The organism is Rhodococcus sp. IEGM 1330, from assembly GCF_033142445.1.
Classification (GTDB): Bacteria; Actinomycetota; Actinomycetes; order Mycobacteriales; family Mycobacteriaceae; genus Rhodococcoides.
Genome location: NZ_JAWLSB010000017.1, coordinates 1 through 24548, shown reverse-complemented (window position 1 = coordinate 24548; position 24548 = coordinate 1). Strand labels below are relative to the sequence as shown.

Here is a 24548-nt window from a genome sequence, read left to right as displayed (position 1 = left end):
TCTCGTTTCTCTTTCAGACGACGGCGGTCATGCCGCCGTCGACGTACAGAATCTGTCCGTTGACGAAATCGGAGGCGCTGGAGGCAAGGAACAGTAACGAGCCCACCAGTTCTTCGGTACGACCCCACCGCCCTGCGGGCGTCCGTTTGGCCAGCCATGCAGTGAACTCGGTGTCGTCGACGAGAGCCTTGGTGAGTTCGGTGTCGAAGTAACCGGGTGCGAGCGCGTTGACCTGAAGACCGTAGGGCGCGAGATCGGCACACATGCCGCGGGTCAGCATTTTCAAGCCGCCCTTGCTCGCTGCGTACGGTGTGATTCCGGGGCGACCCAGCTCGCTCTGGACCGAGCAGATATTGACGATCTTGCCGTGCCCGCGAGCAACCATCGCTCGCGCGAACTCGCGCCCGACATAGAAGGCGCTGCTGAGGTTGGTCTCGAGGACTCGCCGGAAGTCGTCGTCGGCGAACTCGAGCAACGGCGCACGATGTTGCACCCCGGTGTTGTTGACGACGATCTCGACCGGCCCCACCTCGTTCTCGATGGTCCGGGCAGCGCGTGCGACTGCAGCCGAGTCGGTGACGTCGAATGCGTGCGCGTGCACTGCTGCACCGGTGTGGTCCGCGAGTCGGGCGCGGGTGACCTCCAGCGCTTCGGCATCTCGTCCGTTGAGCACGACCACCGCGCCTGCCTCAACAAGCCCGGTGGACAGTGCGAGACCGATCCCGCGGCTCGAGCCCGTGACGAGTGCGACCTTGCCGTCGACGTCGAATATGTGGTGGCCGGTCACGTGGAGACCTTTCGTGGGAGTGAGAGTGCGTCGACGATTCGGCGAACGAGCTCGGTGGGAGGGTGATCGAGATCTATCGTCACGCCGGCTTCGTCGGCACCGAGTGGTTCCAGGCTCGACAGCTGAGAATCGAGAAGTCGGGACGGCATGAAGTGACCGGCGCGGCCCGCAAGCCTGGCCGAAATCGTCTCGCGGGATCCGCAGAGATGAACGAACACCAGTGTGGGGACCGCGGACCGAAGCTGATCGCGGTAACTATGTCTGAGGGCCGAACAGGCCAGCACCGTGCAACTTCCGAGCCGATCGTGGTCCGCGACCCACTCGCCGAGGGTGTGGAGCCAGGGCACCCGATCGGCATCGTCGAGTGCCATCCCACGTGTCATCTTGTCGATGTTGGCCGCGGGGTGATGATCGTCGGCGTCGGAGAATGCGGCCCCGACTTCTATCGAAAGTAGTTGTGAGACAGTTGATTTACCGCATCCCGATACGCCCATCACCGCGATGTGACGAACTGGATGGGCTGGCATCGACGACCTTTCCGCTCACTCGCTCGGACGAGCGGCAGCACTGACGAATCTTCACCACCGCACCCCGATACACAACGGCTTGCGCTATACCGGTTTGGTGTGACGTCATACATCCAGGGACTGGTTGGGTCGAAGGCAACAGGCTCGGTCCGAACGTCTTCGCCGGGCGCAGCGGCTACGCCCGTCTGGCAATGAAGGCCGGGGTGCCGATAGTGCAGTGGTGACCGCAGGAGCGGGTGAGTCTCTCCTCGTCGTCAGTAGCGGACAGCGCATCGCCAAAGCGCTTCGGCTGCACAAGTCGGCGCTTGGGGTCAAGACGGTGCCGCTGTCGATATCCATTCCCTGGGGCGTCAATGTCGGGGTGGTCGGGTTGCTTCCGTATCTCCCCCTTCCGACGAAGCTTCAGACGTCGGTCCTCGCGCCGATGCGTCCCGAGCCAGACGAGTCCGCGGAGGATTTCGCGCACCGCGTTCACTCTGCGATGCAGGCAGAACTCGACGAATTGACGAAGGACCGCCTGCCGGTGATCGGCTGAGCTGTCAGCCCGGTCCTTCCCATCCGCACGCTTCACAGGAGGCATAGATCCGGCTGTTTCTCGGTCCAACGGCCGGCGAATCGATGACGTTCTCTCCCAACGTGATGTGTTCACAGATGGGGCATATGCCTCGGTAATCGAGGTTGAAGCTGTAGGTGAGCACTCGGACTCGATCCTGTACGTCGAATGCCGCTGCCGTGCGTGCCACGGTCGAGCAGCATGTGTCCTCGGCAGGAAGGTTTGCCGAGGTTCGAGTCGCCGTTACCCCGCGCTGGGTGAAGGGGGCCGGCCATGGACTGCCGCTTCTTCGCGATCGAACTTGTCGACGTGAGCGACAGTAGACCCCGAGCCCCTTGCTCGTCGAGAGCCGATTTTGTGACGATCCGGACCGTTCCTGTTGGTTTGACATCGGGCGTACGGTGGGGGAATCCGGTGAAGGTCATCACCGTCGACAGGCCTCGCGCACGTCAACAGGTGTAATGACTGCACCATCTGGGACTCGATCCAATGACCGACCGACCATCCGAAGATTCGACGCCGAACGGAACCTCGGCGGCATCTGATTTCGACGAAGAGATACTTGCGGCTCTCTCGGCACCGACGCGCCCTCCTTCTGAGGAAAGCTATTTCGCCGAGGACACGTTCGAGGCACTAGACATCTTCCGTGGAATTCTGCTCGAGCACAGTCGATTCGAGACGCTCCTCCAGGGGCTCTGCGAGCAGGCGGTCGCTGCAGTTCCAGGAGCTGATATGGCAGGAGTTACTCTGCTGCATCATGATTCGGAGAATCCTGCAACCGCAGCGTGTTCGCACGCGCGTGTCATGGATGTCGATACCGACCAATACAACGCCGACGAAGGCCCTTGTCTCGAAGCCGCTCGAACCAACCGCATCGTCTGTGTCCGAGTCGACGAGGCCGCGGCCCGCTGGCCGACGTTCGCATCCGCTGCCGAAGGGATCGGAGTCAAGAGCTATCTGTCCGCACCGCTTGCGGTCGACTCCGAACACGCCGGATCACTGAACATCTACAGCTTCGACGGTGATGGCTTCAGAGACGTCGACGAAGTTCTGGTCAAGATGTTCGTCACAGCGGTGGAGGCCGCGGTGTGGAATTCACGACATACGGAAGAAGCGAAGCAGGAGTCTGCCGGTCTGCGCGAGGCCATGAGAACGCGCGCCACCATCGAGCAGGCGAAGGGCATCTTGATCGCTGTGCGAGGCATCTCCCCCGATGCAGCGTTCGCCGCTCTGGCGGAGCAGTCCCAACGTGAGAACACCCGGTTGGCGGTCGTGGCGGCGCGGGTCGTGAACTCGGCTGTCGAGGGCACACGCGAGCATCGTTGATTCGATCGGTGCGGACCACGGGCCGTAGGGTCGGGGTCACGCCGTCGTTCAGACCACCCGAATGCTTCAGCACAATCGAGCCGACCTGCAGCATCGAAGGTCGAGAAGGTCGAGTCTCATGACCGACACACCTATCCACGACGAATTGCAGAACTTCATGAAGATGAGCGCACGCGGGAGTGATCGGAAGGTCGAACCCGTAGATGCATCGCTGCCCGTCGAAGTGCCTGTGCACGCCCCCGCGAGACACCACAGGGCCTGACGGCGCCCGACACCGGGGAAGACTGACTCTGGTCGGCTAAGAGAACGGCTGGGCAGTGGGGTCGATCGCTGCGTGAACTCCGCCGCTGTAGGACGTCGGAAGTTCGCGGCCGCACAGAGTTTCGGCCTCGTCAGCGGAGATCCCGAGCGCTCGCAGCACGCGCTGCGTCGTGCCGTCCACTGTCGCTGCTTCGTCGCGCTCGGGTTGGGCGAGCAGCAGTCGCCCCATGGACAGCAGTGAACCGGCCACGATCGCGAGTGCGACATCTGCGTCGTCCACATCGAATCGCCCTTGGGCGGCAGCTGATTCGATATCGCGGCGTGAACGCGGTGCCAGGCCGCCGGCCGCGGCGAATGCGGCGGCCTCGGAATTGAGCAGGACGAGACTCAGTTGCGGCTCGAGGCGGAACAGTCGTCCGGACAACCGGAAGGACTGGGTGAATTTCTCGACCGGGTCGGCCAATCCCACGGTGAGTGAGTCGAGGTAGTCGCCTGCGGATTCGAGGGCCGCGTCGATGGCTGCCTGCCACAGCTCTTCTTTGGTCTCGAAGTAGTTGTAGAACGATCCGTTGCTGACATCGGCGGCCTGGGTGATTTCCAGAACGGGTGCGTTGGTGTTGCCGCTCGCCAGGAATCCTTGCGCGGCCCGAACGAGGGCGGCTCTGGTGCGAGCCTTTCGGCGCGCGACACGGTTGCCTTCGACCACGGGCTGCTCCTACTCGACAAGTTGTGAGGCCAGCCTATCTCCTGTCAAATATGACGAATTCGTCAAAAACCTTGACTGGCGATGGTCTCATGGGTGACGATATCGTCATTAACTGCTCTGCATCGAGGACGTGCACATGACCCATGTTGATTCGATTCCCCAGTACCGAACGAACATCTACTCCACCGACGCCATTCTCGATCCGTACCCGCACTATGCGAGGTTGCGGGAACTGGGCCCGGTGGTGTGGCTTCCAGGTCAGCAGGTGTTCGCGATCCCGCGGTATGCCGAGTGCAAGACAGTGCTGCTCGACGACGAGACCTTCGTCTCCGGGGACGGCGTCGCGCTCAATCCCATTGCCAACCGGCTCGGCCGGGGTACGACCCTCAACAGCGATGGCGACGAGCACACATCGAAGCGCGCGGTTCTGGCTCACCGTCTGACTCCGAGGGCTGTCCGGAAGATGACAACGGCGATCTCGGAGAAGGCGGAGAGCATTGTCGATGCCGCGTTGAGCAAGCAGTTCGTCGACGGCGTCGACGACCTCGCAACGGCCCTGCCCATGTCGATCGTCCCCGACCTCGTCGGCTGGCCGCAGGACGGCCGCGAAGACCTCCTCCGTTGGGCCGGTGCAACGTTCGATTCCCTGGGCCCCGTCAATCGACATTCGGCGACCGCGGTGAAGGCTGCCACCGAGATGCTGAGCTTCTCGAAGCGGGTGGTGCGCGAGCGGTCGGTCTTGCCCGGAAGTATGGGCGAGGACGTGCTGATCGCCGCCGACGAGAATCGACTCGAGAAGTCGGCGTGCCCGGCACTGATGATCGACTACCTCGGCCCATCACTCGACACCACCATCGGAGCGATCTCCGGCGCACTGGACCTGTTCGCTCGACATCCCGAGCAATGGCAGGCGATACGGCAGAACCCGGACCTGATTCCCAACGCTGTCAACGAGGTCGTCCGGTACGAGTCACCCATCCGAGCGTTTTCTCGACGGGCAGTGCGCGACGCCGATATCGGCGGATCGAGAATTCCCGCTGGGGCCCGCGTGCTGGTGATCTACGCGTCGGCGAACCGCGACGAGCGGGAATGGGACAACCCCGACGCGTTCGACATCACCCGCGATGCGGCCCGCCAACTCGGCTTCGGTTCGGGTACGCACGGCTGCGCCGGTCAAGGATTGGCGCGTCTCGAAGCGCAGACCATGCTGCGGGTGCTGGCGCGCCGAGTCGAACGATTCGTCCCCTCGGGAACACCGAAAAGGGTCGTCAACAACGTCATTCACCGATACGAACGTCTGCCGCTGAAATTGGTGGCAGCAGAAGGGACACCGCAATGAGAATCGACGTCGACTGGGAACGGTGCGAAGGGCATGGAATCTGTGCCGATCAAGCTCCGAAGGTCTTCAGCCTGGACGACGAGGGCGAGCTTCACTACGCCTTCGACGGCAGCGACATACCCGAGGACCTTGCCTCCGCGGCACGTTCGGCGATCGGCGCATGTCCGGTAGCGGCTCTCCGAGAGAGCAAGTGAGCGCCACCGACCGCATTGTCGTCGTCGGAGACTCCATCGCCGGGTGCACCGCCGTCCGCGAGCTCCGCGCCCGTGGGCACCAGGGTCCGATCACCATGATCGGTGCCGACGACGACGGCTGCTACGCGAGACCGCCGCTGTCGAAGCATGTGCTCAAAGGTGAAGCAGCCAAGGCCGAAACGTGGGACCTGTCGGATCTCGACATCACGGCGATCGTCGATCCCGCGGTGTCGTTGGATACCGAGACTCGGACCGTGACCACGGCCGATGGCACCGACGTGCCGTACGACGCCTTGATCGTGGCCACCGGTGCGGCCGCGCGCCGGATAGCCGCCCCCGGCCAGGCCGGCGAGATCGTGTTGCGGACCTTCGCGGACGTCCGCGCCCTGCGTCCGGCACTGGACGAGGCTTCGACCGCAGTCGTGGTGGGTGCAGGGTTCCTCGGCATGGAGGTCGCCAGTGCCTGCGCTGCACGCGGGATCGCGGTGACCGTCGTCGATGTGGATCCACCGTTGCAGCGGCTCCTGGGTTCCTTCCTGTCCGACGCGATAGTCGCGCGAGCCGAGGCAGCCTCGGTCGAGTTCGTTCGGGCGGACGCCCCCGTCGCGTTGGTGGGTGATCCCGTCACGGGTATCGAGTTCGCAGATCGAACGCTGACCGCCGACCTCGTTGTCACCTGCGCCGGTGATGAGCCGCAGACGGGTTGGCTGGACGGTACCGGGATCGCGGACCGGATCGGGGTCGGGATCGACTACCACTGCGCTACAACCGTTCCCGGAATCTTTGCTGCCGGAGATGTCGCCTACTCGCGCACGGCGTCCCGTCGAGCACCGTTCTGGTCGAATGCAGTCGCGCAGGGCAAAGTTGCTGCGGCCTCCGCTCTCGGCGTCGAACCGACCTGCGCACCCACCGACGATTATTTCTGGACCGAGATCCTTGGGTTGTCCATCAAAGTCGTCGGTCCTCTTCCCCTGCAGGGGGATCCGACCGTTCTGGAAGGATCCGTCGAGGACGGGTCTGCCCTTCTGCGGTGGACTCACGAGGACGGCCGCACCACCATCGTCGCATTCGGCATCAAGAAGCCCGTCGGTCTGCTCCGGCGTTTGGCTCGCGAGAACACTGTCTCCACTACCTGAGGAAAGTAATCATGGCTATCGGCTCCACACTTGTACGACGCCTTCCCGAAATCGTCGGGTTGGGACGTGCGGCAATCGGAATCGCCCATATGGTCGCGCCCACTCGCGCCAACGAACTCCTGGCCGGACCCGACGCCGCCGTGGCGACCACGCGTGCTGCCGCCCGCACCTTCGGAATCCGAGAAATCTACATCGGTGGCGGGCTGTATGCTGCCACCAGGTATGCACCGAAGTTGTTGCGCCCCTTGCTGCGTGCGGGGGTGGCAGTCGATGTCTGGGATACCGGTGCCTTCGCTCTGACCACATATCTGCCGCAGCGGACGCGCGTGGCGGGCTGCGCCATCGCCGGTGGCTTCGTTGTTGCCGGTGTGCTTGCCGACGTGCAATTGGGTAGTTAAAGCACTGTCGGCCCGGATGCCCTCGTAACCGGACCGATCGATCGTCCGGCCATGCGGCAACTGTGTGCAACAGTTGCCGCATGGCCGACAGAAGACACCCCGCGCAGTGGTGGATCTGGTTGACAGCACCTACGGCCGTGTTCGTTTTTTTCGTGTGTGGGGTCGTCCTGTGGGCGTTCCTGCCGCCCGTTGTGTTCTTCCCCTTCCTTGCCCTCGCAGCCTGGGCGCTCCTCGTCCTGGGGGCGGTGTGGCTGATCCTCGCGCTGGTCGGCTGGTTCAGATACCGAGCCCTGCGGTGGAGTGTCGTGGCACCCGTCCTCGTTGTGCTGACTGTCGGACTCGTTCTGCTGTCGGTACCACCGAAATTTGCCTTTGCAGTGTCGGAAGATGCACTCACCGACGTCGCTGTCGATTGTCCGAAAACATGGGAAGACAAACGAATCGGGCTGTACAGCGTGCAGTATGTTCGACCCGTCGACAACGGTTGCTTGTTCTTCATCGAGGGTGGCTTGATCGACTCGATCGGTCTCGGCTACTTCCCGGACGTCGCCCCTCCCCTCGGCGAACCCGAACATGACCGCGACATCGGCTATCAGGAGTTCGACGGTGATTGGTATCTGTTCGTGCAGCGTTTCTGACTCATTAGGTGCCAGGCCGACGCCGCGATGAGAGGTAGCCAGATAGAGCTGAAGTAGGTGTCTGTCAGAACACCAGCGAGCGGGCAGGCAGCCCGGCCACTCCTTCTCTGGCGAATGCTGCCCAAGTTCGACGGACCCTGGCGGCCAACGCCGTCGGCGGTGTGTAGCCGGCCAACATGGGCGCGTCCGACCACGCGTCACCGAACAGCAAAGGCAACTCGATGCAGTGACACGCCCCCAACGGTGCACCCTTCGGTGCCCAGTCGACTCGGTACGACGCGACCTGACCACCCGCGCGGTGCCACATCTTCACCATCGAATCCACGCCGAACAGCATGTTGGTGACGAGACGGACGACCGGTGCGGTGAGCACCGAACTGACAACGCCGAACCTGTTCAGCCACAGCATGTTCGACACGATGTCGACAAAGGGTGCAGCATCGTCCCTGGTGTGACCGATCAGCAGTTCGACGCGAGTGGCGGTCTCGAGTAGGGCGGCGTCGGGGTCACCGGACAGTGGCTCGAGGTGAGCAACCGGCCCGAACGGCATTCCGCCTGCGGCACCGAACCTGCGCACGGCCTGAGTCACGGCACGCTCTGCATCGAGCACCTCCGACGCAGGTGCGGTGGCCGGGTCCGCGGAGAACCGATCGGCGAAAGCCTTTCGTGCTGTGTCGTACAGAGCCGAACGGCCCGATCGCAATCCGAGCGGCGCGCTCTGCACGATTGCTCTCGTGAACAGCCCTGCGGCCGCCTCGCACGCCATCAGGGAGAGGATGGCATCGCCGCCCGCGGATTGACCGAACAGGGTCACAGTGGTCGGGTCACCGCCGAATCGAGCGATGTTGGTCGACACCCATCGCAGTGCTGCGATCTGATCCTGAACGCCGATGTTGCTGTCCCCCGTGTCTTTCGGGGTCAGGTAGCCGAACCCGCCGAGCCGGAAAGTGACGCTGACGACCACGACGCCCTCCCGCACGAGGTGATCTGCGTCGTACTTCTCGGCCTCTCCGCCGCCGGAGACGTAGCCGCCGCCGTGCAGCCACACCATGACCGGAAGTCCCTCGGCCGCAGAGGGAGCGGTCACCGACAGCACGAGACAGTCCTCGCTCTGTTCGAGCCGGTCGATCATCGGACCGGTGACGTTGTCGAGCCGAGAGGGCAATTGAACGCAGGCCGGACCGCGGCGGGTGGCGTCGCGCGTCGTACCCGGGGTGTCGACCGGTTCTGGCCTGCGAAAGCGCGTGGCGGTGGCATAGGGGATTCCCCGTGCGTGGATCAGCCCGTCGGATTCGACGGCTTCGAGATTCCCGCTGGTGGTGCCGGTGATCGTTCGCCGCGTCGACCCGGCCGTCATCTCGTCGTTCAAGTGAAGAACCCCCTGTGTCGAACAGCGCGAGCATACCGTCCGACCGCCACGACAGACGTGGCGTCATAATCGGACCATGCGGTCCAAGCAGAAGATTCTCGATGCCACACTCGGGCTGATCGCCGAGTCCGGCTTCGAGGGTGTCACGATCGCGGCCGTGGCTCGCGCTGCTGGTGTCACGCGTCAGACTGTGTACTCGATCTTCACCACCCGCGAGGACATGATCTCCGAGGCAATGATCGGACTCGTCGTCGATGTCATGGGTGGGATACGGGAAAAGGCCGATCAGGCCGAGACTCCGACGCAGTTCATCGTCGAGACGATCGTCGCCGCACGCCATCTCATTCGGCGGGAACCTGTTCTGAATTCGTTGCTGCGCTCGGGCAACGCGAACCCGCTGTTCGACGCGGACATGATGGATCGTGCGATACCGGTGGTACGTCAGTTCCTCGACGGATACGTCGCGAGAAATCCTGGCTTCGATTCCGCGCAGTTTCGCGGCATCGATGCCGTCCTTGTGCGGGTGGGGCTGTCGGTCATCCTCTTCGACGACCCCTCCATTCACGAGGACGACGGTTTGCGTCACTACCTCGAGCGGTGGTTGATTCCCGTTCTGCCTTTTGCTTAGTCAAGAAAACTTGACACCTATGGTCGCTTCTGTCTAGTTTTGCACGGCGCGTACATGTGACCCGAGTCTCGGTGCGTGCACATCCGCGAATCTGGGGGGAACGTGTCGAATCTGAACCGTCGGTCATTTCTGGGCGCTACTGCGGTTGCAGGCCTGGCCGCAGTGGCGGGTGCCGGCGTGGCCCGTGCAGCCACCGGCACCAGAACTCAGATTCCGCTCACCCGCGAGGACCATCGCGTGGTCGTGATCGGATCGGGGTTCGGCGGTGGCGTCGCAGCATTGCGCCTGGCCGAGGCCGGCATTCCCGTTCTGGTCCTCGAGCGCGGAAGGCGTTGGCCCACAGGGCCGAATGCCGATACTTTCCCCAACGCGACCGCGCCGGACAAGCGGATGCTGTGGTACGGGTCGAGCCCCAATCTTTTCGGTAGGCCGGTTCCGTTCGATCCGTATGTCGGCCTGCTCGAGGCTGTCCCCGGCGACAACATGACCGCGTTGTGCGCCGCGGGTGTGGGCGGCGGATCCCTTGTCTACCAGGGAATGACGCTGCAGCCGTCGCAGGCCGTGTTCGAGACACATTTTCCGGTCGAGCTCGACTGGACGAGATTGAATGCAGTCCACTACCCCCGGGTCGCGCAGATGCTGCAGCTCGCGCAGGCCCCCGACGAGTTGATCGACACTCCCAATTATCGAGCGGCGCGAGTGTTCGCAGACAATGCGCGGCGCGCGGGACTGCCGGTGTCGAAGATTCCGATGCCGATCGACTGGAATTACGCGCTCGACGAGACGCGCGGGGTGATGAAACCGTCGTACACCAACGGTGCCGGAGCCTTCGGAGTGAACAACGGCGGCAAGCATTCTGTCGATGTCACCTATATCGCGGCCGCCGAGGCGACCGGTCTGGCCACCGTGGCGACGCAGCACAACGTCACGCATGTCGAGCGCGCTGCCGACGGCCGCTGGATCGTCCACGTGGACCGAATCGATTCCGACGGAACGGTGTTGGAGAACAAGATCTTCACCACCGGTGCACTGATCATGGCGGCGGGAAGCCTGAACACCACCAAGATGCTCGTCCGCGCGAGGGCCACCGGAGCCATTCCCGACCTGCCGGACGAGCTCGGGCAGGGCTGGGGCACCAACGCCGACCGCATCTACGTGTGGTCCAGCATCGAGCAGCAATTCGGTGCGGCACAGGGCGGTCCGGTGGTGTTCGGCAGCTTGAACTGGGACGACCCACGCACCGCGCATACCGTCATTCAGGCATCCATTCCGCCGTTGGGCGTCGACGCGCTGAGCACCATGCTCGTCGGGTACGGAGTCAGTGACGGCCGCGGGCACTTCGAGTACGACTCGACGCGCGATCAGGCCCAACTGCACTGGCCGGTCAACGGAGACTCCGTCATTCAGGACGGCTCCATCGATCCGACGGTTCGTCGCATCGCCGGCTCGGGCAGCATCCTCACCGACACCAATGCACTGTTCCCGTCGACCTGGCATCCGTTGGGCGGGGCCAACATGGGCCCGGTGTGCGACCTCGACGGTCGCGTGCACGGCCAACCCGGACTGTACGTTCTCGACGGTGCGCTGATGCCCGGCAACACCGCGGCCTGCAACCCGTCCATGACCATCGCTGCGCTCGCCGAACGAGCACTGGACAACATCGTCTCCCGCGACCTCGGCACCGTCATCTGACACTCGGAAGAAAGATACCGATGCACCCGTATCGCTCCATGATTCGTGTTCTCGTGGGCACCGCACTGCTGGCATCCTCGGTGACCGCGCTGGGTACCTCGACGGCACACGCCGATCCCGTCGACGACTTCTATGTGCCACCTGCGCAACTCGACGACAATCCGGGATCCGTCGTTCGGACCCAACCGATGTCGTTGTTCGCCGCTCTGCCCGGTGCAGACGGTGTGTATCCGGCGCAGGCGCAGCGCGTCATGTACACCTCCCGCACGCAGGACGGCGCGCCCGTCGGGGTGACAGGTACGTTCATCGACACCGACGTGCCGTGGCGGGGTGCAGGCCCGCGTCCGACGATCGTCGTGGCACCGGGCACGGTGGGACAAGGCGATCAGTGCGCACCGTCGCGGGCCTTCCCGACCTCGATCAACGCTGTGACACAACCATTGTCGATCTCGTTCAACCAGGAACTGTTGTCCTCGGCGCTGTGGGGGTCGATGGGCGCGAACGTGTTCGTCACCGACTACATCGGATTGGGCACACCCGGTCTTCACACCTATGTCAACAGGCCGGAGCAGGCCCATGCGGTTCTCGACGGTGCCCGCGCCGCACTCGAACTTTCGGGTGATGCGGACGCGCCCATCGGGATCTGGGGTTACTCGCAGGGCGGTGGTGCCGCAGCGGCTGCCGCCGAGCTGGCGTCGGAGTACGCGCCGGAACTCGATGTGAAGGGAACGTGGGCCGGCGCACCGACCGCCGACCTTCTGGATGTGTTGGGGACGGTCGACGGGACGCTCATCGGAGGCGTGATCGGTTATGCCCTCAATGGATTCATCGAGCGAGACCCCAGTTTGCTGGCTCTCGTGGACGACAGGCTGACCGATCAGGGCCAGGCGGTTCTGAACGAATTGTCGACCGAATGCATCGGCGACACCATTCTCGAGCATCCGTTCCTGCGCACGGAGTCGTTGACCAAGGACGGCAAGTCGATGCTCGAGAACCTTCGCACCATTCCCCAGGCCGGTGAGATCTTCGACGAGCAACGCATCGGTCGGCGCACACCCAACGCACCGGTGCTGATCACCAGCGGAATCAACGACGACACAGTGCCGTACGTGCAGGCCCGGCAGTTGGCGGAGGACTGGTGCGGCAGTGGTGCATCGGTCGAATTCCACAGCAACCCACTGCCGCCGATTCTGCAGGGTGCGGTGTTACCGAACCACTTCGGGCCACAGCTGATCGACGGCTACGGCGGAGAAGCTGCCCAGTTCTTGATGGACCGATTCGCCGATCTTCCTCTTGCGGCATGCAGCTTCGACTGATCATCGACCGCTGGCGTTGGCGAAAAATGCGAGAGTTTATGCGCCGCAACCGTACTCACGGTTCTCCGAGCGTCGAGCAGCGGGCGAAAGACTATGCCGCCGTTGCCGATGCGTTCGGCCTCGCCTGGCCGCGTGACGAGAGGCGTGTGCACGCACTCCTTCGCGGTTTCGGAGAGTCCGATCCCTCGGCGGTGAGCAGGTCGATCAGAGGGAATGCGATGTCGGCGACACTCTGTCCGGTCATTGCGTTGCGGGCCCGTGCTACCGATTAGGGACGCCGCGAACAGACGTCACGCATCGCGTCGGATCCGGGCTGTCATCGACGCGGGTGGTCCGACCATTGTGTTCCAGCCGATCGTTCGAGCCGTCGACGGCTCGAACGAGGGATACGAGGCTCTCTCACGTTTTCCGGAAGGCGGAGGCACCACCGAGAGGTGGTTTGCCGAAGCCGCGCACTGTGGACTCGGGGCAGCCCTCGACACGTCGGCTGTCATGAATGCCCTGAAGGAGTCCGCTCAGCTCCCGTGCGGATCGTTCCTCGCCGTGAATCTCTGTGCTGCAACACTACTGGCCGACTTCTCGTTGGTGGGACACCTCGTCGAATTCAGGCAACGACGGCAGCTGATCGTGGAGATCACCGAGCATGCCACCATCGACGACGAGGTCGGGGTGCTGGCGGTTCTGGCCGAACTCAGACGCGGCGGCGTCGACATCGCCGTCGACGATGTGGGCTCGGGCTACGCGGGTCTGCGCCACCTGGTGCTGCTCGAACCCGATGTCATCAAGCTCGACGCGTTCGTTGTGCACGGCATGAGGGAGAACCGGACCAAAATGGTGGTGGCCGAACTCATCCTGGAATTCGCGCGAAAGACCCAGGCGCGCTCCGTGTTCGAGGGTATCGAGACCGACGACGATCTCGAGGCCGCCACGTCGATCGGGGCCGACTTGCTGCAGGGCTATCGACTGGGTCGCCCTGCCGCGGTGCAACGGTTCGCGCAAGTCCCGTTGACCGACAGTCCGTGACAAGTGGTTTCATCGGCTGCGTTCCAGGGCTGGGCCCCGCGCCGACCCTTCTTCCGCCTAATTTAGGCGATGTTAGGCGTAAGCTAGGCGTTGACTGGGACGTCCGATCGAGTTACACGGCCTAAATTCACCGATGCTAGTTGCAAATTAGTCGAACGAGGAGTCACCATCGAGACACCCGCGCCGCCGCCATCCTTCGAAGCGATCGCGCGAAAAATTCAACTGTCGGACGACTCTGCGCGCATGTTCGAGATCATGCAGCTGACCAGCGATGTAGCCACCGGTGAGTACATGGCCTGGGACAGGTTGCGGTACAAGACGCCCCCTGCAGGCCTGACCCATGAGGAGTGGTGGTTCGGCGTGAAGGTGGCGCGATCGAGCTTGCTACGACCGCTCCCACTCCAGAGCGTCGACGGTGCTTTCTTCTCCTATGCCCTGCCGGATCAGGTGCTCAGGCTGCTCGACGATGTGACCAAACGAGCCAGTGGTCAGATTGCTGCGCCCGAAGAGATCACCAACTCGGCGACAAAGAACAAGTACGTCGTCAGTTCGCTCATCGAGGAAGCGATCACATCGAGTCAGCTCGAAGGCGCAGTTACCAGTCGCCGCGATGCCAAGAAGATGATCAAGAACAACTCCCGGCCGCGTAATCGCAGCGAGCAGATGATTCTGAACAACTTTCATGCGATGCAGCACATTTCCGAAAATCAGCGTGCGGAGTTCACGCCAGAAGCGATATGTGAACTTCATCGGATCGTGACGGACGGGACGCTGGACAATCCGGAAGCAGCCGGGGCGATTCAAAGCGATCCCGATCCAGCCGATCGGGTGAGGGTCTACGGCGAGCAGGATCAAGTCCTCCATGCGCCGCCTCCGGTGGACGAATTGCCGGTCCGGTTGCAGACGCTGTGTGACTTTGCCAACGCCGGTCCTGAATCGGATCCTTACGTTCCGCCGGTAGTTCGGGCACTCGCAGTACACTTCATGGCCGGATATGACCACTATTTCGAGGATGGAAATGGACGGACAGCACGTGCGCTCTTCTACTGGAGCATGCTCAAACAGGGCTACTGGCTGACTGAATATCTGACGATATCGCGCATATTGAATACGGCGCACTCGCAATATGCTCGGTCATTCTTGTTGTCCGAAGATGACGGTGGCGATTTGACGCACTTCATCATCTATCACCTGGGAATCATTCAACGTGCTTTGAACGACCTGAACGAACATTTGGAGCGTAAGGCATCGGAACTGGCAACAGCGAGGGATTGGCTCTCGGGAGCACACGGCGAACTGAATCACCGGCAGATAAATCTGCTGGAAGGTGCGGTAAAGAACGCGGCGAACGACTACACGGTGAACAGTCATCAGCGAACGCACGGCGTTGCCATGCAAACTGCACGTAGCGATCTCTACGACCTCGAGCGTCGCGGGTTCTTGATCAAGGCCAAGCGGGGGAAGGCTTTCGTATTCTTACCGGCCCCGGACCTGCATGAGCGTTTGACCGGAGCATGAAACAAGGTCAGGCCGCGAGCGGGAACACCGTTCCCGACTCGACGTCGTTGTATCGCGCCGTGATCTTGTTCAGCTCCATTCGGTAGTACAAACTCTGCAGTCCGAAGACGAAGGTGAGCAGAAGCCCGACGACCGAGCTGCAGGTCGGCTGGAGCCCGGCCGCGCGTTGGGCGTCGGCGATGCGGTTTCCGGTGTTGTAGTAGCTGATCAGCGGCGCGATGATCGTCCAGCCGAGGAGGAGCAGGACCAGCAGCGGATCGGCGACGGGTGCGTTCACCTTCCGGCGATCGAAATCCGCCATCTCACGATGAATGAGGTAGTACCAGACGAAGTGGTAGATGCCCAAGGTGATGAGCGGCAACAGGATCCAGACGACAACGGGATTGCGCCGCTTCATCGCGCTTCCCTGGGCGACGGGGCTGCTCATGGTGCTCCCAACACTCGTCGAGCGCGACCGGCGCTCCGGAGTGGAGCAAATGTCGCTCACCCCGGAGCCGACCCGACTAGCGCATGCCGGACGAGAAGCTCTCCCGCTTCGAGGCCTCGCGTGCCACCACGTCCTCGGCCGCGACGATCACGTCGTCCACATCGGAGCTCTTGACGACGACCACCCCATCCGCGTCGGCAACGATGACGTCGCCGGGGCAGACGACTACACCTCCCAGTGCGACAGGCTCGTTCAGGCGACCCGGTCCGTTCTTGTAGGGCCCGGCCGGTGTGACGCTTCGGGCGAAGACGGGTAATCCCAGTTCGGCCAACGCATCGGCGTCGCGTACGGCACCGTCGATGACGAAGCCCGCGATACCCAGTGATTTCGCACGGATACCGATCAGATCTCCGATGAGGGCGCGGGTGTCGTCGCCCGAGCCGTTGACGACGATGACGTCGCCGGGGCGGGCGTCGTCGAGAGCCTTGTGGATGTAGAGGTTGTCGCCCGATCGGGTCCACACGGTGTAGGCGCGGCCGGTGACCGCTGCGCCTGCCCAGATGGGTCGGAGCCCGGCGATGATGCCGAAGCGTTCCTGGGCGTCGCCGACGTTGGCGGCGGGCACCCGGGAGAAGCGTTCGATCATGTCGTCGGATACGGCAGTGGTGGAATAGGTTTCGGTACTCATGAGATCAATGCCTTTCGGGTGACTTATTGCTGGTCGGCGAGCAGTTCGGCGATGATCGGCTCGATCTCGGTTTCACGCTGTTCCCACAGGGTCGCGACGTCGGCCCCGGAGACCCAATCCGGTTGTGTCGCTGCACCGGTGAGCTTCTCGGCTACGGCCGGGTCGGCCAACGCGGTCTCGAGCGCATTCTGCAGTGTCGTCATCGTCGCGTCCGGGGTTCCGGCCGGTGCGGAGATGGCGAAATTGTTGGTCATGAACGGGGCGTCGTATCCCTCGCTCGCCAGCGTCGGGACGTCGGGGATGAGCTTGTTGCGCTCCTCGGTGAGTACCGAGAGGATGTTCACCTCACCCGATGCGAACTGGCCGTAGAAGCTCGAGACGCCGCCGAGGGCGAAGTCGGTTTCGCCCGAGACCAGTGCCGAGATCTTGTCGGCACCGCTGTTGTAGTGAACGATGTTGAAGTCCAGGCCCAGAGTGTCTTCGAGGGTGCGCAGGTTGACGTGGTCATCGCCGGCCCTGGAATCGGTGCCCACCGAGATGGTGCCCGGGTTCGCCTTCACCGCGTCGAACAGTTCGCCGATGTTCGCGTAGGGGCTGGACTTGTTGACCCCGATCACGATGTCGTTGGACGCGAACGAGCCGATGGGCGAGAAGCTGTCGCGATCGAAGCCGGCCTTTTTGCTCGGGTCGAGGTAGCGACCCAGTATCGACGGGATGTTGGTGAACCCGATTGTCTCGCCGTCCGGTTTCGCGTTGGCCAAGTAGTTCAGTCCGACGACCTGGCTGCCGCCCTCCTTGTTGACGACCTTGACCGGGACGCCCAGTTCGGCTTCCATGGCCGGGGCCATGATGCGGGCGAGGATGTCGTTGCCTGCGCCTGCGGCGGACGGGACGACCCATTCGACAGTGGCCCCGTCACGCGGGAAGGGTGCACCGGAATCGGTTGCAGCTGAGCTGCATCCGGCAATCAATGCAGCGGCGGAGATGGCCGCGACCAGGGTGGGCAGTGTTCTCATGAGACGGGCTCCTTGATGGGCTGGGTTCGGGTGGCGCGGCGGGAGAGGATGCGAGCCAGAACGGGGCGCAGCATTCCGAACAGAACGGCTGCGATGAAGACGAGCAGAAGAACTTTGTTGATAGGGCCTTCGACGAAAACGCCGTAGTCACCGCGAGACAGCGACAACGAACGTTGGAAGTTCTCTTCCAGCAGTGGTCCGAGGATCAACGCGAGGACGAGAGGAGTGAGCGGAATTTTGGTGAGGTGGAACAGGTATCCGATGACGCCTGCGCCGAGCATGATGAAGATGTCGAAGACGCTGCCGTTGATGCTGTAGACGCCCAGGAACATGAAGGCCAGGATCATCGCCATCAGGTAGTGGAACGGGATCTTCAGTACTGCGATCCACAGGCGCACCAGTGGCACGTTGAGGATCAGCAGAATGATGTTGCCGACGAGGAAGCTCGCGATGATGGTCCATGCGACCTCGGGGTTGTCGCGGAACAACAGTGGGCCGGGTATCAGACCGTTGATGGTGAAGGCGCTGGCCATGATGGCGACCGTCGCCGACGTGGGGATGCCGAGCGTGAACAGTGGAATCATCGACGACAGTGCGAGTGCGTTGTTGGCCGATTCCGGTCCGGCCACTCCCTCCACGGCGCCCTTACCGAATTGCCCCGGCCGCTTGGTGAGCTTCTTCTCCATCGCGTAGGACGCGAGTGAGGTTGCAGCACCAGGGGATCCGGGCAGCAGGCCCATGAAGAAGCCGATGACCGATCCGCGCATCGTGGGGCCGGCCGACCTGGTGATGTCCGCCTTGGTGGGCAGCAGCTTGCCGACGGCGAGTGGTCGTCGGCCGGCACCGCCGGCCGAGCGGGCCTGGATGAGGATTTCGGTGAGGCCGAAGCAGCCCATCACGACGGCGACGAGCGCGACGCCGTCGAACAGTTCCGGCATACCGAACGTGAATCGCTGAATGCCTTGGCCGGAGTCGATGCCCACCGACGCGATCGCCAGGCCGAGCCCCACGCTGATCAGTGCTTTCGCGGGGTTGTTGCCCGAGAAGCTGGTGATCAGTGCCATGCCGAGGAGTGCGACGAGAAACAGTTCCGGAGCACCGAATTCGAGTGCGAAGCGGCTGAACGGTGCGACGACGACGAACCCGACGACGCCGACGAGTCCGCCGACGAACGACGCGAGGGCGGCGACGACGAGTGCAGGCCCACCGCGTCCGCTTTTGGCCATCTCGTAGCCGTCGAGGGTGGTCGCGATGGACGAAGCCTCACCGGGAATGCGAAGCAGCACAGCGGTGACGGTGCCGCCGAACGCTGCGCCGTACAGGATCGCGGCGAGCATGATCAGAGCTGTGGTGGCGTCGAGCCCGAAGGTGATCGGGATCAGCAGTGACACCGCAGCGGCTGGCCCGAAGCCGGGCAACACACCGACGAGCATGCCCAGGACGCAGCCGAGAAGTGCGAACAGCAGATGCGTCGGAGTGAGGACGTTGATGAAACCTGCCATCAGATCGGGAAACCCCATGGCTCACAACCCCCAATCGGCCAGGAACGAAATGGATGACGCAGGCAGGGCCGTACCGAGCCAGACGTCGAACACCAGTCGGGTGGCCAACGTGGTGGCCACTGCGACACCGATGGCGACCAGTGGGGTGCGCTTGCCCACGAACGTCAGCACGACGGCGAGCATCAGCGCCATGGACAGGGTGTAACCGAGGGTGGGTAGGACCAGCGCCGCTCCGGCGATCGCTGCGACGACGACTCCGATTCTGATCCAGCCCGCGCGGTCGGGAAGCTCGGTCTCGTCGGCGTCCTCTTCGTTGTCGCTGGAGAGGAAGGCGACGGCTGCTGAGGTAGCGGGTTCGAGCTGCAGTTCCGGTTCGATGGCCGTCGTCCGCGGTGCTCGGACGAGCTGTATCGCCCACATCGCGCCGCCGAGGATCATGCCGAGTCCGCCGACCAGGGGCAGGAACCCTGCGCCGACGCCGGGGTCGGCAGCGATGCCGTAGCCGGTTGCCATGGTGACCGTCGCCAAGCCGACGACCAGTGTCGCGCCGAGCACGATCCATTCGATCGTGTGTTGTGTGCCGAGCAGTGTCTTCACGGCCGGCCGCCTTTCTGACGATAAGTTCGGATGTGGCCTGGAGGGTCGGCCGGATTGCTGTGCTGTGGATCACTTGCAATCTTGCACAGGTTTACAGGATTGTGGTTGAGTGTGTCAACAGACACAGTGGAAAGTGGAGGGTATGAGCTTCCGAACAGTGGTTGCCAGCAGCGGAAAGTCGCTCAGTGCGTCCGAAAAGCGCGTCGTCGCGGTGCTTCTCGGCGAGCCCGATCCGTCGAGTCTGCGTGCGGCTCCGGTCGCGGCCCGCGCGCAGACGCATGAGTCGACCGTCGTGCGGTTGGCGCAGAAACTCGGCTACAGCGGATTTCCGGACCTGCGCGCCGATCTCGAACGCGACAACCCCGAACCCGTGGCCTCGTCTGCTCTGATGCGCAGCGATACCGGTCACGAGCTGGCCGTCTTCGCCCGTGACGAGGCGCGTGCACTGGAGCGATTGTCGAGCTTCATCCCCCAGGAGCAGCTGGTGGACGTGGCGACCGCCGTTCATCGGTCGCGCGTGGTGTACCTGTTCTCCAAGGCCGACGAGCGTCCCGCAATGGACATGCTTGCACGCCGTCTCCGCAGGCTCGGCCTGGTCGTCGTCGAGCTCGGGCTGGGGGGAAAGGACCTCGCCGAGCGATTCGTCAGCTTCACCGAGGACTCCATCCTGATCGCATTTGCACTGCGCGAGGCACCGTCTCAGCTGCCTGCGTTGGTTCGGGAGGCGGAACGACGGGGCGGTACGTCGATCCTCATCAGCGATGCGCCGGGATATCACTTCAGGCCCGCGCCGACGCATCTCCTCGTCGCGCAACGAGGCGACGATTCCGAATACAACACCCTCATCATTCCCATCGCCATTGCGTATGCCTTGCAGCTGGCGATCTTCCACCTCGATCCCGATCGGTACGGGGCGGTGCGCGACGACATCAACGACGTGTCGAGGTTGGTCGGGGGAACCGACGAAATTCCCTTGCGCTGATGGCCTCTCGCGACTCGATTGCTCTGACCGTACAGGCGACGACGGCTCAGGCCGGATGGGTCGGGGTCCGGTTGATGATCGGATACCGAGCGATCGCCGAGGGCGCCGACACTCGAACGCTGGCGGTGATCGCGGCACTGTTCGCTGCGCCCGCGGTATTGGCAGCCCTGCCGATCGGACGCATCGCCGACCGTTTCGGTGGTCCGGTGGTGATCGTATCGGGAATCGTTCTGTGCTCGTTCGCAACCGGTGTACTCGTTGCGTTTTCGGCAATGTGGGCGCTGCTGGTGTGCACGGCGGCGTTCGGTCTGGGGAATCTGCTCATCATGGTCGGACAGCAGGCGTTCGTCGCGCACGTCCACGCCGACGGCAAGAACGAAAGTGCCTTCGGTGCACTGACTGCCGCAGCGTCGATGGGCCAGTTGGTCGGGCCGCTCGCCGTGACGGCCATTGCGTCGAGATTCGGCGGAGCGAGCGTCGAGAGCCCCAACACGACGGCAGGCATTCTCACTGCCGGTGCCTTCACCGTGGTAGCTCTTCCGACCGCATTGTTCTTGATGCTCGGCCGCACACACATTCGTGCGCAGAAGCCCGCGGAGGGCGAAGCGTCGGGATTGAAACTGCTGAAGCTGCCGGGCATGTGGCAGTCGTTGACGGTCAGCGGCGCGGTGCTGGTGACGGTCGATCTGCTGTACGCCTTCGTGCCTGCGTGGGCCGTCGAACGTGGAGTATCGGTGACGACGGTGGGGTGGTTGCTGGCACTGAGAGCGGGGGTATCGGTGGTGAGCCGTGTCGGCCTGGGACGGCTCGATGCGAGGTTCGGTCGCACTGTGCTGCTCAATGTTTCGCTCGCGGCCGGCGCTCTGGCGCTCGCGGTACTGCCCTTCGTGCAGGCCGTGGGCGCAATAGGCGTCATGATCGCATTGGGAATCGCGCTCGGTATTCCTCAGCCACTGACGATGTCGTGGGTGGTGTCGATCGTTCCGAAATCCACGCAGGGGGAGGCGTTGGGATTGCGGATGTCGGCCAACAGATCTGCGCAGATTCTCATCCCGCTGACGGTCGGTGCAATCGCTGGGCCCTTCGGGGTGACGGGCATTCTGCTCGGAAATGCACTGGTGCTCGGAGGATCGATCGTCGCGGCCTCCCACCCGCGGAGTCGAGGCTGACTCAACCGGCCTGAGTCAGCATCTTCACGTGCGGGATTCCCGCTTCCAGGTACTGCTCTCCCACTCGAACAAATCCGAAGCGCTCGTACCAGTTTTCGAGGTGCGCCTGCGCGGAGATCTCGACCACCCCGGGGTATGCCGCCAGCGCTGCCTCGACAAGTTCGCCTGCGTAGCCGCGTCCACGACCCGCAGCCGCGGTCGCGACGCGTCCTATGTGGACCGTGTCGTCGACGAGAACGCGGAGGGTGGCCAACACCTCACCGTTCTCGTCCTGGATCCAGAACAACTCCGTCGTCGGAAGTAGGTCCACGCCATCGAGTTCCGCCTCGTCGACGATCTTCTGTTCGTGTACGAATACTTCGACCCGAAGCGCCATGATGCGGTACAGAGTGCTCGGGTCCACGCCTGCAAGCGGCGCATGGTGAAGATTCGACACGGGGGTCCATTCTTGGAGGGGTCATCGCCGAGCTCGCGCGCTCAGGGACGGCACAATCCTCGCATGTAAGAGTGTGAATGCACGGATTCGAATCACTCAGTGTTGCGGGTTGTGTTCCTCTCGCAATATGCGTCCCTGCTCGACGGCCTGCGCATCTTTCTCGTCGTTCTTGTCCGAGACGCGGGTGTCGCGCGGCGGTAGTTGCAGTCGCTTCTCGGCGACGATTCCGGCTTGGAGTTGACGGCCACGTTCGAGTTCGGAATCCAGTTCGGCTCCGAACAGCAAGGCCAAGTTGGTGATCCAGAGCCAGAGCAGGAAGACGATGGCTCCGGCGAGTGAGCCGTAGGTCTTGTTGTAGCTGGAGAAGTTCGCGACGTAGAAGCCGAACGCGATGGTGGCCAGAATCCACACGATGATGCCCACCGCTGCGCCGGAACTGATCCATTTGAACTTGGGCTGCTGCACATTCGGCGTCGCGTAGTACAGAATCGCCACGGCGAGCACCACCACGATCAGGACCAACGGCCAGCGAGCTATGTTCCAGATCGTCAGTGCAGTATCGCCGAGTCCGACGGCGTCGCCCACAGCTTTGGCCACGGGGCCGCTGATCGCGAGCATCACGGCGGCCAGAGCGATGAGGGTGAGAGCGATAAGCGTGACCAGGAGCATCACGGGACGCAGCTTCCAGATGGGCCTGCCCTCGTCCACCTCGTACATGCGATTCATCGCGCGGCCGAAAGCGCCGACGTAGCCGGACGCAGACCACAGCGCACCTGCGATACCGATGACCAACGCAAAGCCCGCGGTGGGTGCCTGCACGAGTTGTTCGATCGGTTCGCGCAGGGTGTCGACCGCCGATTGGGGTCCGAGATCGCCGACGATCTGCAGTACGCCGTCGACTGTCGCCTGTCCCTGCCCGAACACACCCAACAACGAGACGATGGCCAGAATCGCCGGGAACAACGACAGCACGGCGTAGTAGGTCAGCGCGGCCGCGAGATCGGTGCATTGATCGCGGGAGAACTCTCGGGCCGTTTTCTTCAACACGTAGATCAACGACGGCTTGGTCAGATCCGTGGGAGAGTCCGCTTTGCGCGGATCGTCGGGATCGGCTTCGGTGGGTGCGGGATCGGTTGCTTGGTCGGCCATTGTGAGCGCATACCCGGGGTAGTGCGGTGGAAACCGGCATATGCGGCTGCCGACGTGCTGGATCTGGATTCGTCTACGCACGATCGGCGGGAATTCCGCCGATCGAGCCGGGGAGTGGAGACGAAGTTGCAGAATCTCTCTCGAGCCGTCCGCCGTGCCGGGGTTGTTCTACGCGAACGACGCCAGCAGGGCAGCCGAAGCCTGAAGCGGCGCATAGCCGTCCGGAATGACACGGCGGCATCCGTCGAGTTCTATGGTCAGTTGTCGCCGCGAGTTCGTGTCATCGAAGAACAGGGCTGTCACCACTGTGGACGCGGATGACGGACAGTCGGGTGCGAGTGGCAACGAATCGAATTGGACCGGCAGGTCGCTCCAGGTGGTGCCGTCGAATATCGTCGTGTCGAATCGACAGAACGTGCTTCCCGTCGACAGCCCGGTCGGCCTACCGATCCCAGCAGTCGGCGGCCGGTACACCGCTGAGCATGAGTACATGACTTCGATCTGTTCGTCCGGCAACATGATTCGATGGTCGGTCGTGGAGGTCTGGGTCAGCGTCATGATTTCGGCCAGGCCACCTGGCTTCGGCAGTCCACAGGAGTCCACGGGAAAGCCGGCGCGAACCGCGCGGCCGTGATCGTCGAGCAGCCAGAACTTTTCCAGATCTGCAAGGAGATACGCGTCCCGGTCGCAACTGCTCTCGAACCAGGCTGGATGCTCCGACTCTCGATCGAGTAATTCGATGGCTCTGGCGAAGTCGCCTTCCCAGCGGCGTTCGATGTACCCAACGGATCGGTCGGCAGCTACCGTCTCGCTCAGAAACGGGCTGCAGGTGATCGCAGCGGTCGGAACGAAGTCGTCCGGAATCGTGGCGAGCGGGTCGGCAGATCTCTGTCCGATCGGGTAGGGAACAGGGCACTTCAGTGAGTCGGCCGCGACGATGGCGGCGACCGGCCGATCGGGGGTGGTGATGTTCCACAGTGCAGCGCCGAGGATCACGACAACGATCAGCGCGAGCCACTTGCGGAGCATTCGCCCACGGTAGTCGCTCGGGTATCGCAGCAGAACGTCTGAATCGGGTGCAGCTGACCGCGGTGACGCTCGATGTCAAGCTGTCTGGAGTCGGTTGTCGTTGATTCCCACGCTCGATGCGGGCCGGGGTGTGTGTGGACGA

At 63.2% G+C, this 24548-nt stretch carries 26 protein-coding genes; 14 read left to right on the top strand and 12 right to left on the bottom strand.

Annotation, left to right across the window (positions count from 1 at the left end; genetic code table 11):
• Nucleotides 1-13: 13 nt before the first annotated feature.
• On the bottom strand, nt 14-787 hold the full coding sequence (locus tag R4P57_RS26235; RefSeq protein WP_317805807.1) for an SDR family oxidoreductase: 774 nt from the start codon (nt 785-787) through the stop codon (nt 14-16).
• Nucleotides 784-1314, bottom strand: a complete 531-nt coding sequence (locus R4P57_RS26230) for a gluconokinase (protein WP_317805806.1) — start codon at nt 1312-1314, stop codon at nt 784-786. The genes R4P57_RS26235 and R4P57_RS26230 overlap by 4 nt, the downstream gene beginning before the upstream one ends.
• Before the next feature lie 220 nt (nt 1315-1534).
• Between R4P57_RS26230 and R4P57_RS26225 the strand changes: the two genes are divergently transcribed.
• Both R4P57_RS26225 and R4P57_RS26220 read left to right on the top strand, forming a co-directional pair.
• Nucleotides 1535-1849: a hypothetical protein gene (locus R4P57_RS26225; RefSeq protein ID WP_317805805.1), complete on the top strand. Its 315-nt coding sequence runs from the start codon at nt 1535-1537 to the stop codon at nt 1847-1849.
• Between the two features lie 507 nt (nt 1850-2356).
• Nucleotides 2357-3193 (top strand): GAF and ANTAR domain-containing protein, encoded by an 837-nt coding sequence (locus R4P57_RS26220; RefSeq protein WP_317805804.1) that lies wholly within the window; start codon nt 2357-2359, stop codon nt 3191-3193.
• Between the two features lie 298 nt (nt 3194-3491).
• On the opposite strand, the gene R4P57_RS26215 is transcribed toward R4P57_RS26220, so the two are convergent.
• Complete coding sequence (locus R4P57_RS26215; protein WP_317805803.1) at nt 3492-4160, bottom strand: TetR/AcrR family transcriptional regulator; 669 nt, start codon at nt 4158-4160, stop codon at nt 3492-3494.
• Nucleotides 4161-4296: 136 nt separating this feature from the next.
• Between R4P57_RS26215 and R4P57_RS26210 the strand changes: the two genes are divergently transcribed.
• The 5 genes from R4P57_RS26210 (at nt 4297) to R4P57_RS26190 (ending at nt 7865) form a co-directional block, all read left to right on the top strand.
• Complete coding sequence (locus R4P57_RS26210; protein WP_317805801.1) at nt 4297-5499, top strand: cytochrome P450; 1203 nt, start codon at nt 4297-4299, stop codon at nt 5497-5499.
• Entirely contained in the window at nt 5496-5693 is a 198-nt protein-coding gene (locus R4P57_RS26205) for a ferredoxin (protein ID WP_317805800.1), read from the top strand. The genes R4P57_RS26210 and R4P57_RS26205 overlap by 4 nt, the downstream gene beginning before the upstream one ends.
• A complete protein-coding gene (locus R4P57_RS26200) occupies nt 5690-6829 on the top strand; it encodes an NAD(P)/FAD-dependent oxidoreductase (RefSeq protein WP_317805799.1) in 1140 nt (379 codons plus the stop codon). The genes R4P57_RS26205 and R4P57_RS26200 overlap by 4 nt, the downstream gene beginning before the upstream one ends.
• Before the next feature lie 11 nt (nt 6830-6840).
• Nucleotides 6841-7227 carry a hypothetical protein gene (locus R4P57_RS26195; protein WP_317805798.1) on the top strand — a complete coding sequence of 129 codons (387 nt, stop codon included), beginning with the start codon at nt 6841-6843 and terminating at the stop codon, nt 7225-7227.
• Between the two features lie 80 nt (nt 7228-7307).
• A complete protein-coding gene (locus R4P57_RS26190; RefSeq protein ID WP_317805797.1) occupies nt 7308-7865 on the top strand; it encodes a hypothetical protein in 558 nt (185 codons plus the stop codon).
• 64 nt (nt 7866-7929) lie between these two features.
• On the opposite strand, the gene R4P57_RS26185 is transcribed toward R4P57_RS26190, so the two are convergent.
• Entirely contained in the window at nt 7930-9234 is a 1305-nt protein-coding gene (locus R4P57_RS26185; protein WP_317805796.1) for a carboxylesterase family protein, read from the bottom strand.
• 76 nt (nt 9235-9310) lie between these two features.
• Here R4P57_RS26185 and R4P57_RS26180 point away from each other — a divergent pair, with 76 nt between their 5' ends.
• The 5 genes from R4P57_RS26180 to R4P57_RS26160 all read left to right on the top strand — a co-directional run bounded on the left by R4P57_RS26180 (nt 9311) and on the right by R4P57_RS26160 (nt 15411).
• Nucleotides 9311-9862: a TetR/AcrR family transcriptional regulator gene (locus R4P57_RS26180; protein ID WP_317805795.1), complete on the top strand. Its 552-nt coding sequence runs from the start codon at nt 9311-9313 to the stop codon at nt 9860-9862.
• Between the two features lie 102 nt (nt 9863-9964).
• The gene (locus R4P57_RS26175) at nt 9965-11554 is read left to right on the top strand and encodes a GMC oxidoreductase (protein ID WP_317805794.1); all 1590 of its coding nucleotides are present in this window, start codon (nt 9965-9967) and stop codon (nt 11552-11554) included.
• A 38-nt stretch (nt 11555-11592) separates the two neighbouring features.
• Complete coding sequence (locus R4P57_RS26170; RefSeq protein ID WP_317805793.1) at nt 11593-12870, top strand: lipase family protein; 1278 nt, start codon at nt 11593-11595, stop codon at nt 12868-12870.
• A 213-nt stretch (nt 12871-13083) separates the two neighbouring features.
• Entirely contained in the window at nt 13084-13893 is an 810-nt protein-coding gene (locus tag R4P57_RS26165; RefSeq protein WP_317805792.1) for an EAL domain-containing protein, read from the top strand.
• Between the two features lie 243 nt (nt 13894-14136).
• Nucleotides 14137-15411 (top strand): Fic family protein, encoded by a 1275-nt coding sequence (locus R4P57_RS26160; RefSeq protein WP_317805791.1) that lies wholly within the window; start codon nt 14137-14139, stop codon nt 15409-15411.
• Nucleotides 15412-15418: 7 nt separating this feature from the next.
• Here R4P57_RS26160 and R4P57_RS26155 read toward each other — a convergent pair whose 3' ends face one another.
• From R4P57_RS26155 to R4P57_RS26135, 5 genes are all read right to left on the bottom strand, one after another.
• On the bottom strand, nt 15419-15838 hold the full coding sequence (locus R4P57_RS26155) for a DUF4234 domain-containing protein (RefSeq protein WP_317805790.1): 420 nt from the start codon (nt 15836-15838) through the stop codon (nt 15419-15421).
• Nucleotides 15839-15914: 76 nt separating this feature from the next.
• On the bottom strand, nt 15915-16526 hold the full coding sequence (locus R4P57_RS26150; RefSeq protein WP_317805788.1) for a methyltransferase: 612 nt from the start codon (nt 16524-16526) through the stop codon (nt 15915-15917).
• A gap of 23 nt (nt 16527-16549) precedes the next feature.
• Nucleotides 16550-17542, bottom strand: coding sequence for a tripartite tricarboxylate transporter substrate binding protein (locus R4P57_RS26145; RefSeq protein ID WP_317805787.1), 993 nt, complete (start codon nt 17540-17542; stop codon nt 16550-16552).
• A complete protein-coding gene (locus R4P57_RS26140; protein ID WP_317805785.1) occupies nt 17539-19062 on the bottom strand; it encodes a tripartite tricarboxylate transporter permease in 1524 nt (507 codons plus the stop codon). Before R4P57_RS26140 ends, R4P57_RS26145 begins: the two co-directional genes overlap by 4 nt.
• A gap of 3 nt (nt 19063-19065) precedes the next feature.
• Entirely contained in the window at nt 19066-19641 is a 576-nt protein-coding gene (locus R4P57_RS26135; protein ID WP_317805783.1) for a tripartite tricarboxylate transporter TctB family protein, read from the bottom strand.
• 142 nt (nt 19642-19783) lie between these two features.
• Between R4P57_RS26135 and R4P57_RS26130 the strand changes: the two genes are divergently transcribed.
• Entirely contained in the window at nt 19784-20623 is an 840-nt protein-coding gene (locus R4P57_RS26130) for a hypothetical protein (protein ID WP_317805782.1), read from the top strand.
• Nucleotides 20623-21792, top strand: a complete 1170-nt coding sequence (locus R4P57_RS26125) for an MFS transporter (RefSeq protein ID WP_317805781.1) — start codon at nt 20623-20625, stop codon at nt 21790-21792. The genes R4P57_RS26130 and R4P57_RS26125 overlap by 1 nt, the downstream gene beginning before the upstream one ends.
• A 1-nt stretch (nt 21793) precedes the next feature.
• Here the strand turns inward: R4P57_RS26125 and R4P57_RS26120 are convergent, their stop codons facing one another.
• The 3 genes from R4P57_RS26120 to R4P57_RS26110 all read right to left on the bottom strand — a co-directional run bounded on the left by R4P57_RS26120 (nt 21794) and on the right by R4P57_RS26110 (nt 24406).
• Entirely contained in the window at nt 21794-22228 is a 435-nt protein-coding gene (locus R4P57_RS26120) for a GNAT family N-acetyltransferase (RefSeq protein ID WP_317805780.1), read from the bottom strand.
• Between the two features lie 96 nt (nt 22229-22324).
• Nucleotides 22325-23377: a YihY/virulence factor BrkB family protein gene (locus tag R4P57_RS26115; protein ID WP_317805779.1), complete on the bottom strand. Its 1053-nt coding sequence runs from the start codon at nt 23375-23377 to the stop codon at nt 22325-22327.
• 168 nt (nt 23378-23545) lie between these two features.
• Entirely contained in the window at nt 23546-24406 is an 861-nt protein-coding gene (locus R4P57_RS26110) for a hypothetical protein (protein WP_317805778.1), read from the bottom strand.
• Nucleotides 24407-24548: the final 142 nt, after the last annotated feature.

Bases quoted from the DNA above. Each gene is read 5' to 3' on its own strand.
- R4P57_RS26230 (WP_317805806.1), bottom strand. From the start codon at position 1,314: ATGCCAGCCCATCCAGTTCGTCACATCGCGGTGATGGGCGTATCGGGA.
- R4P57_RS26220 (WP_317805804.1), top strand. From the start codon at position 2,357: ATGACCGACCGACCATCCGAAGATTCGACGCCGAACGGAACCTCGGCG.
- R4P57_RS26210 (WP_317805801.1), top strand. From the start codon at position 4,297: ATGACCCATGTTGATTCGATTCCCCAGTACCGAACGAACATCTACTCC.
- R4P57_RS26205 (WP_317805800.1), top strand. From the start codon at position 5,496: ATGAGAATCGACGTCGACTGGGAACGGTGCGAAGGGCATGGAATCTGT.
- R4P57_RS26195 (WP_317805798.1), top strand. From the start codon at position 6,841: ATGGCTATCGGCTCCACACTTGTACGACGCCTTCCCGAAATCGTCGGG.
- R4P57_RS26190 (WP_317805797.1), top strand. From the start codon at position 7,308: ATGGCCGACAGAAGACACCCCGCGCAGTGGTGGATCTGGTTGACAGCA.
- R4P57_RS26180 (WP_317805795.1), top strand. From the start codon at position 9,311: ATGCGGTCCAAGCAGAAGATTCTCGATGCCACACTCGGGCTGATCGCC.
- R4P57_RS26170 (WP_317805793.1), top strand. From the start codon at position 11,593: ATGATTCGTGTTCTCGTGGGCACCGCACTGCTGGCATCCTCGGTGACC.
- R4P57_RS26165 (WP_317805792.1), top strand. From the start codon at position 13,084: ATGCGATGTCGGCGACACTCTGTCCGGTCATTGCGTTGCGGGCCCGTG.
- R4P57_RS26160 (WP_317805791.1), top strand. From the start codon at position 14,137: ATGTTCGAGATCATGCAGCTGACCAGCGATGTAGCCACCGGTGAGTAC.
- R4P57_RS26155 (WP_317805790.1), bottom strand. From the start codon at position 15,838: ATGAGCAGCCCCGTCGCCCAGGGAAGCGCGATGAAGCGGCGCAATCCC.
- R4P57_RS26150 (WP_317805788.1), bottom strand. From the start codon at position 16,526: ATGAGTACCGAAACCTATTCCACCACTGCCGTATCCGACGACATGATC.
- R4P57_RS26145 (WP_317805787.1), bottom strand. From the start codon at position 17,542: ATGAGAACACTGCCCACCCTGGTCGCGGCCATCTCCGCCGCTGCATTG.
- R4P57_RS26140 (WP_317805785.1), bottom strand. From the start codon at position 19,062: ATGGGGTTTCCCGATCTGATGGCAGGTTTCATCAACGTCCTCACTCCG.
- R4P57_RS26130 (WP_317805782.1), top strand. From the start codon at position 19,784: ATGAGCTTCCGAACAGTGGTTGCCAGCAGCGGAAAGTCGCTCAGTGCG.
- R4P57_RS26125 (WP_317805781.1), top strand. From the start codon at position 20,623: ATGGCCTCTCGCGACTCGATTGCTCTGACCGTACAGGCGACGACGGCT.
- R4P57_RS26115 (WP_317805779.1), bottom strand. From the start codon at position 23,377: ATGGCCGACCAAGCAACCGATCCCGCACCCACCGAAGCCGATCCCGAC.
- R4P57_RS26110 (WP_317805778.1), bottom strand. From the start codon at position 24,406: ATGCTCCGCAAGTGGCTCGCGCTGATCGTTGTCGTGATCCTCGGCGCT.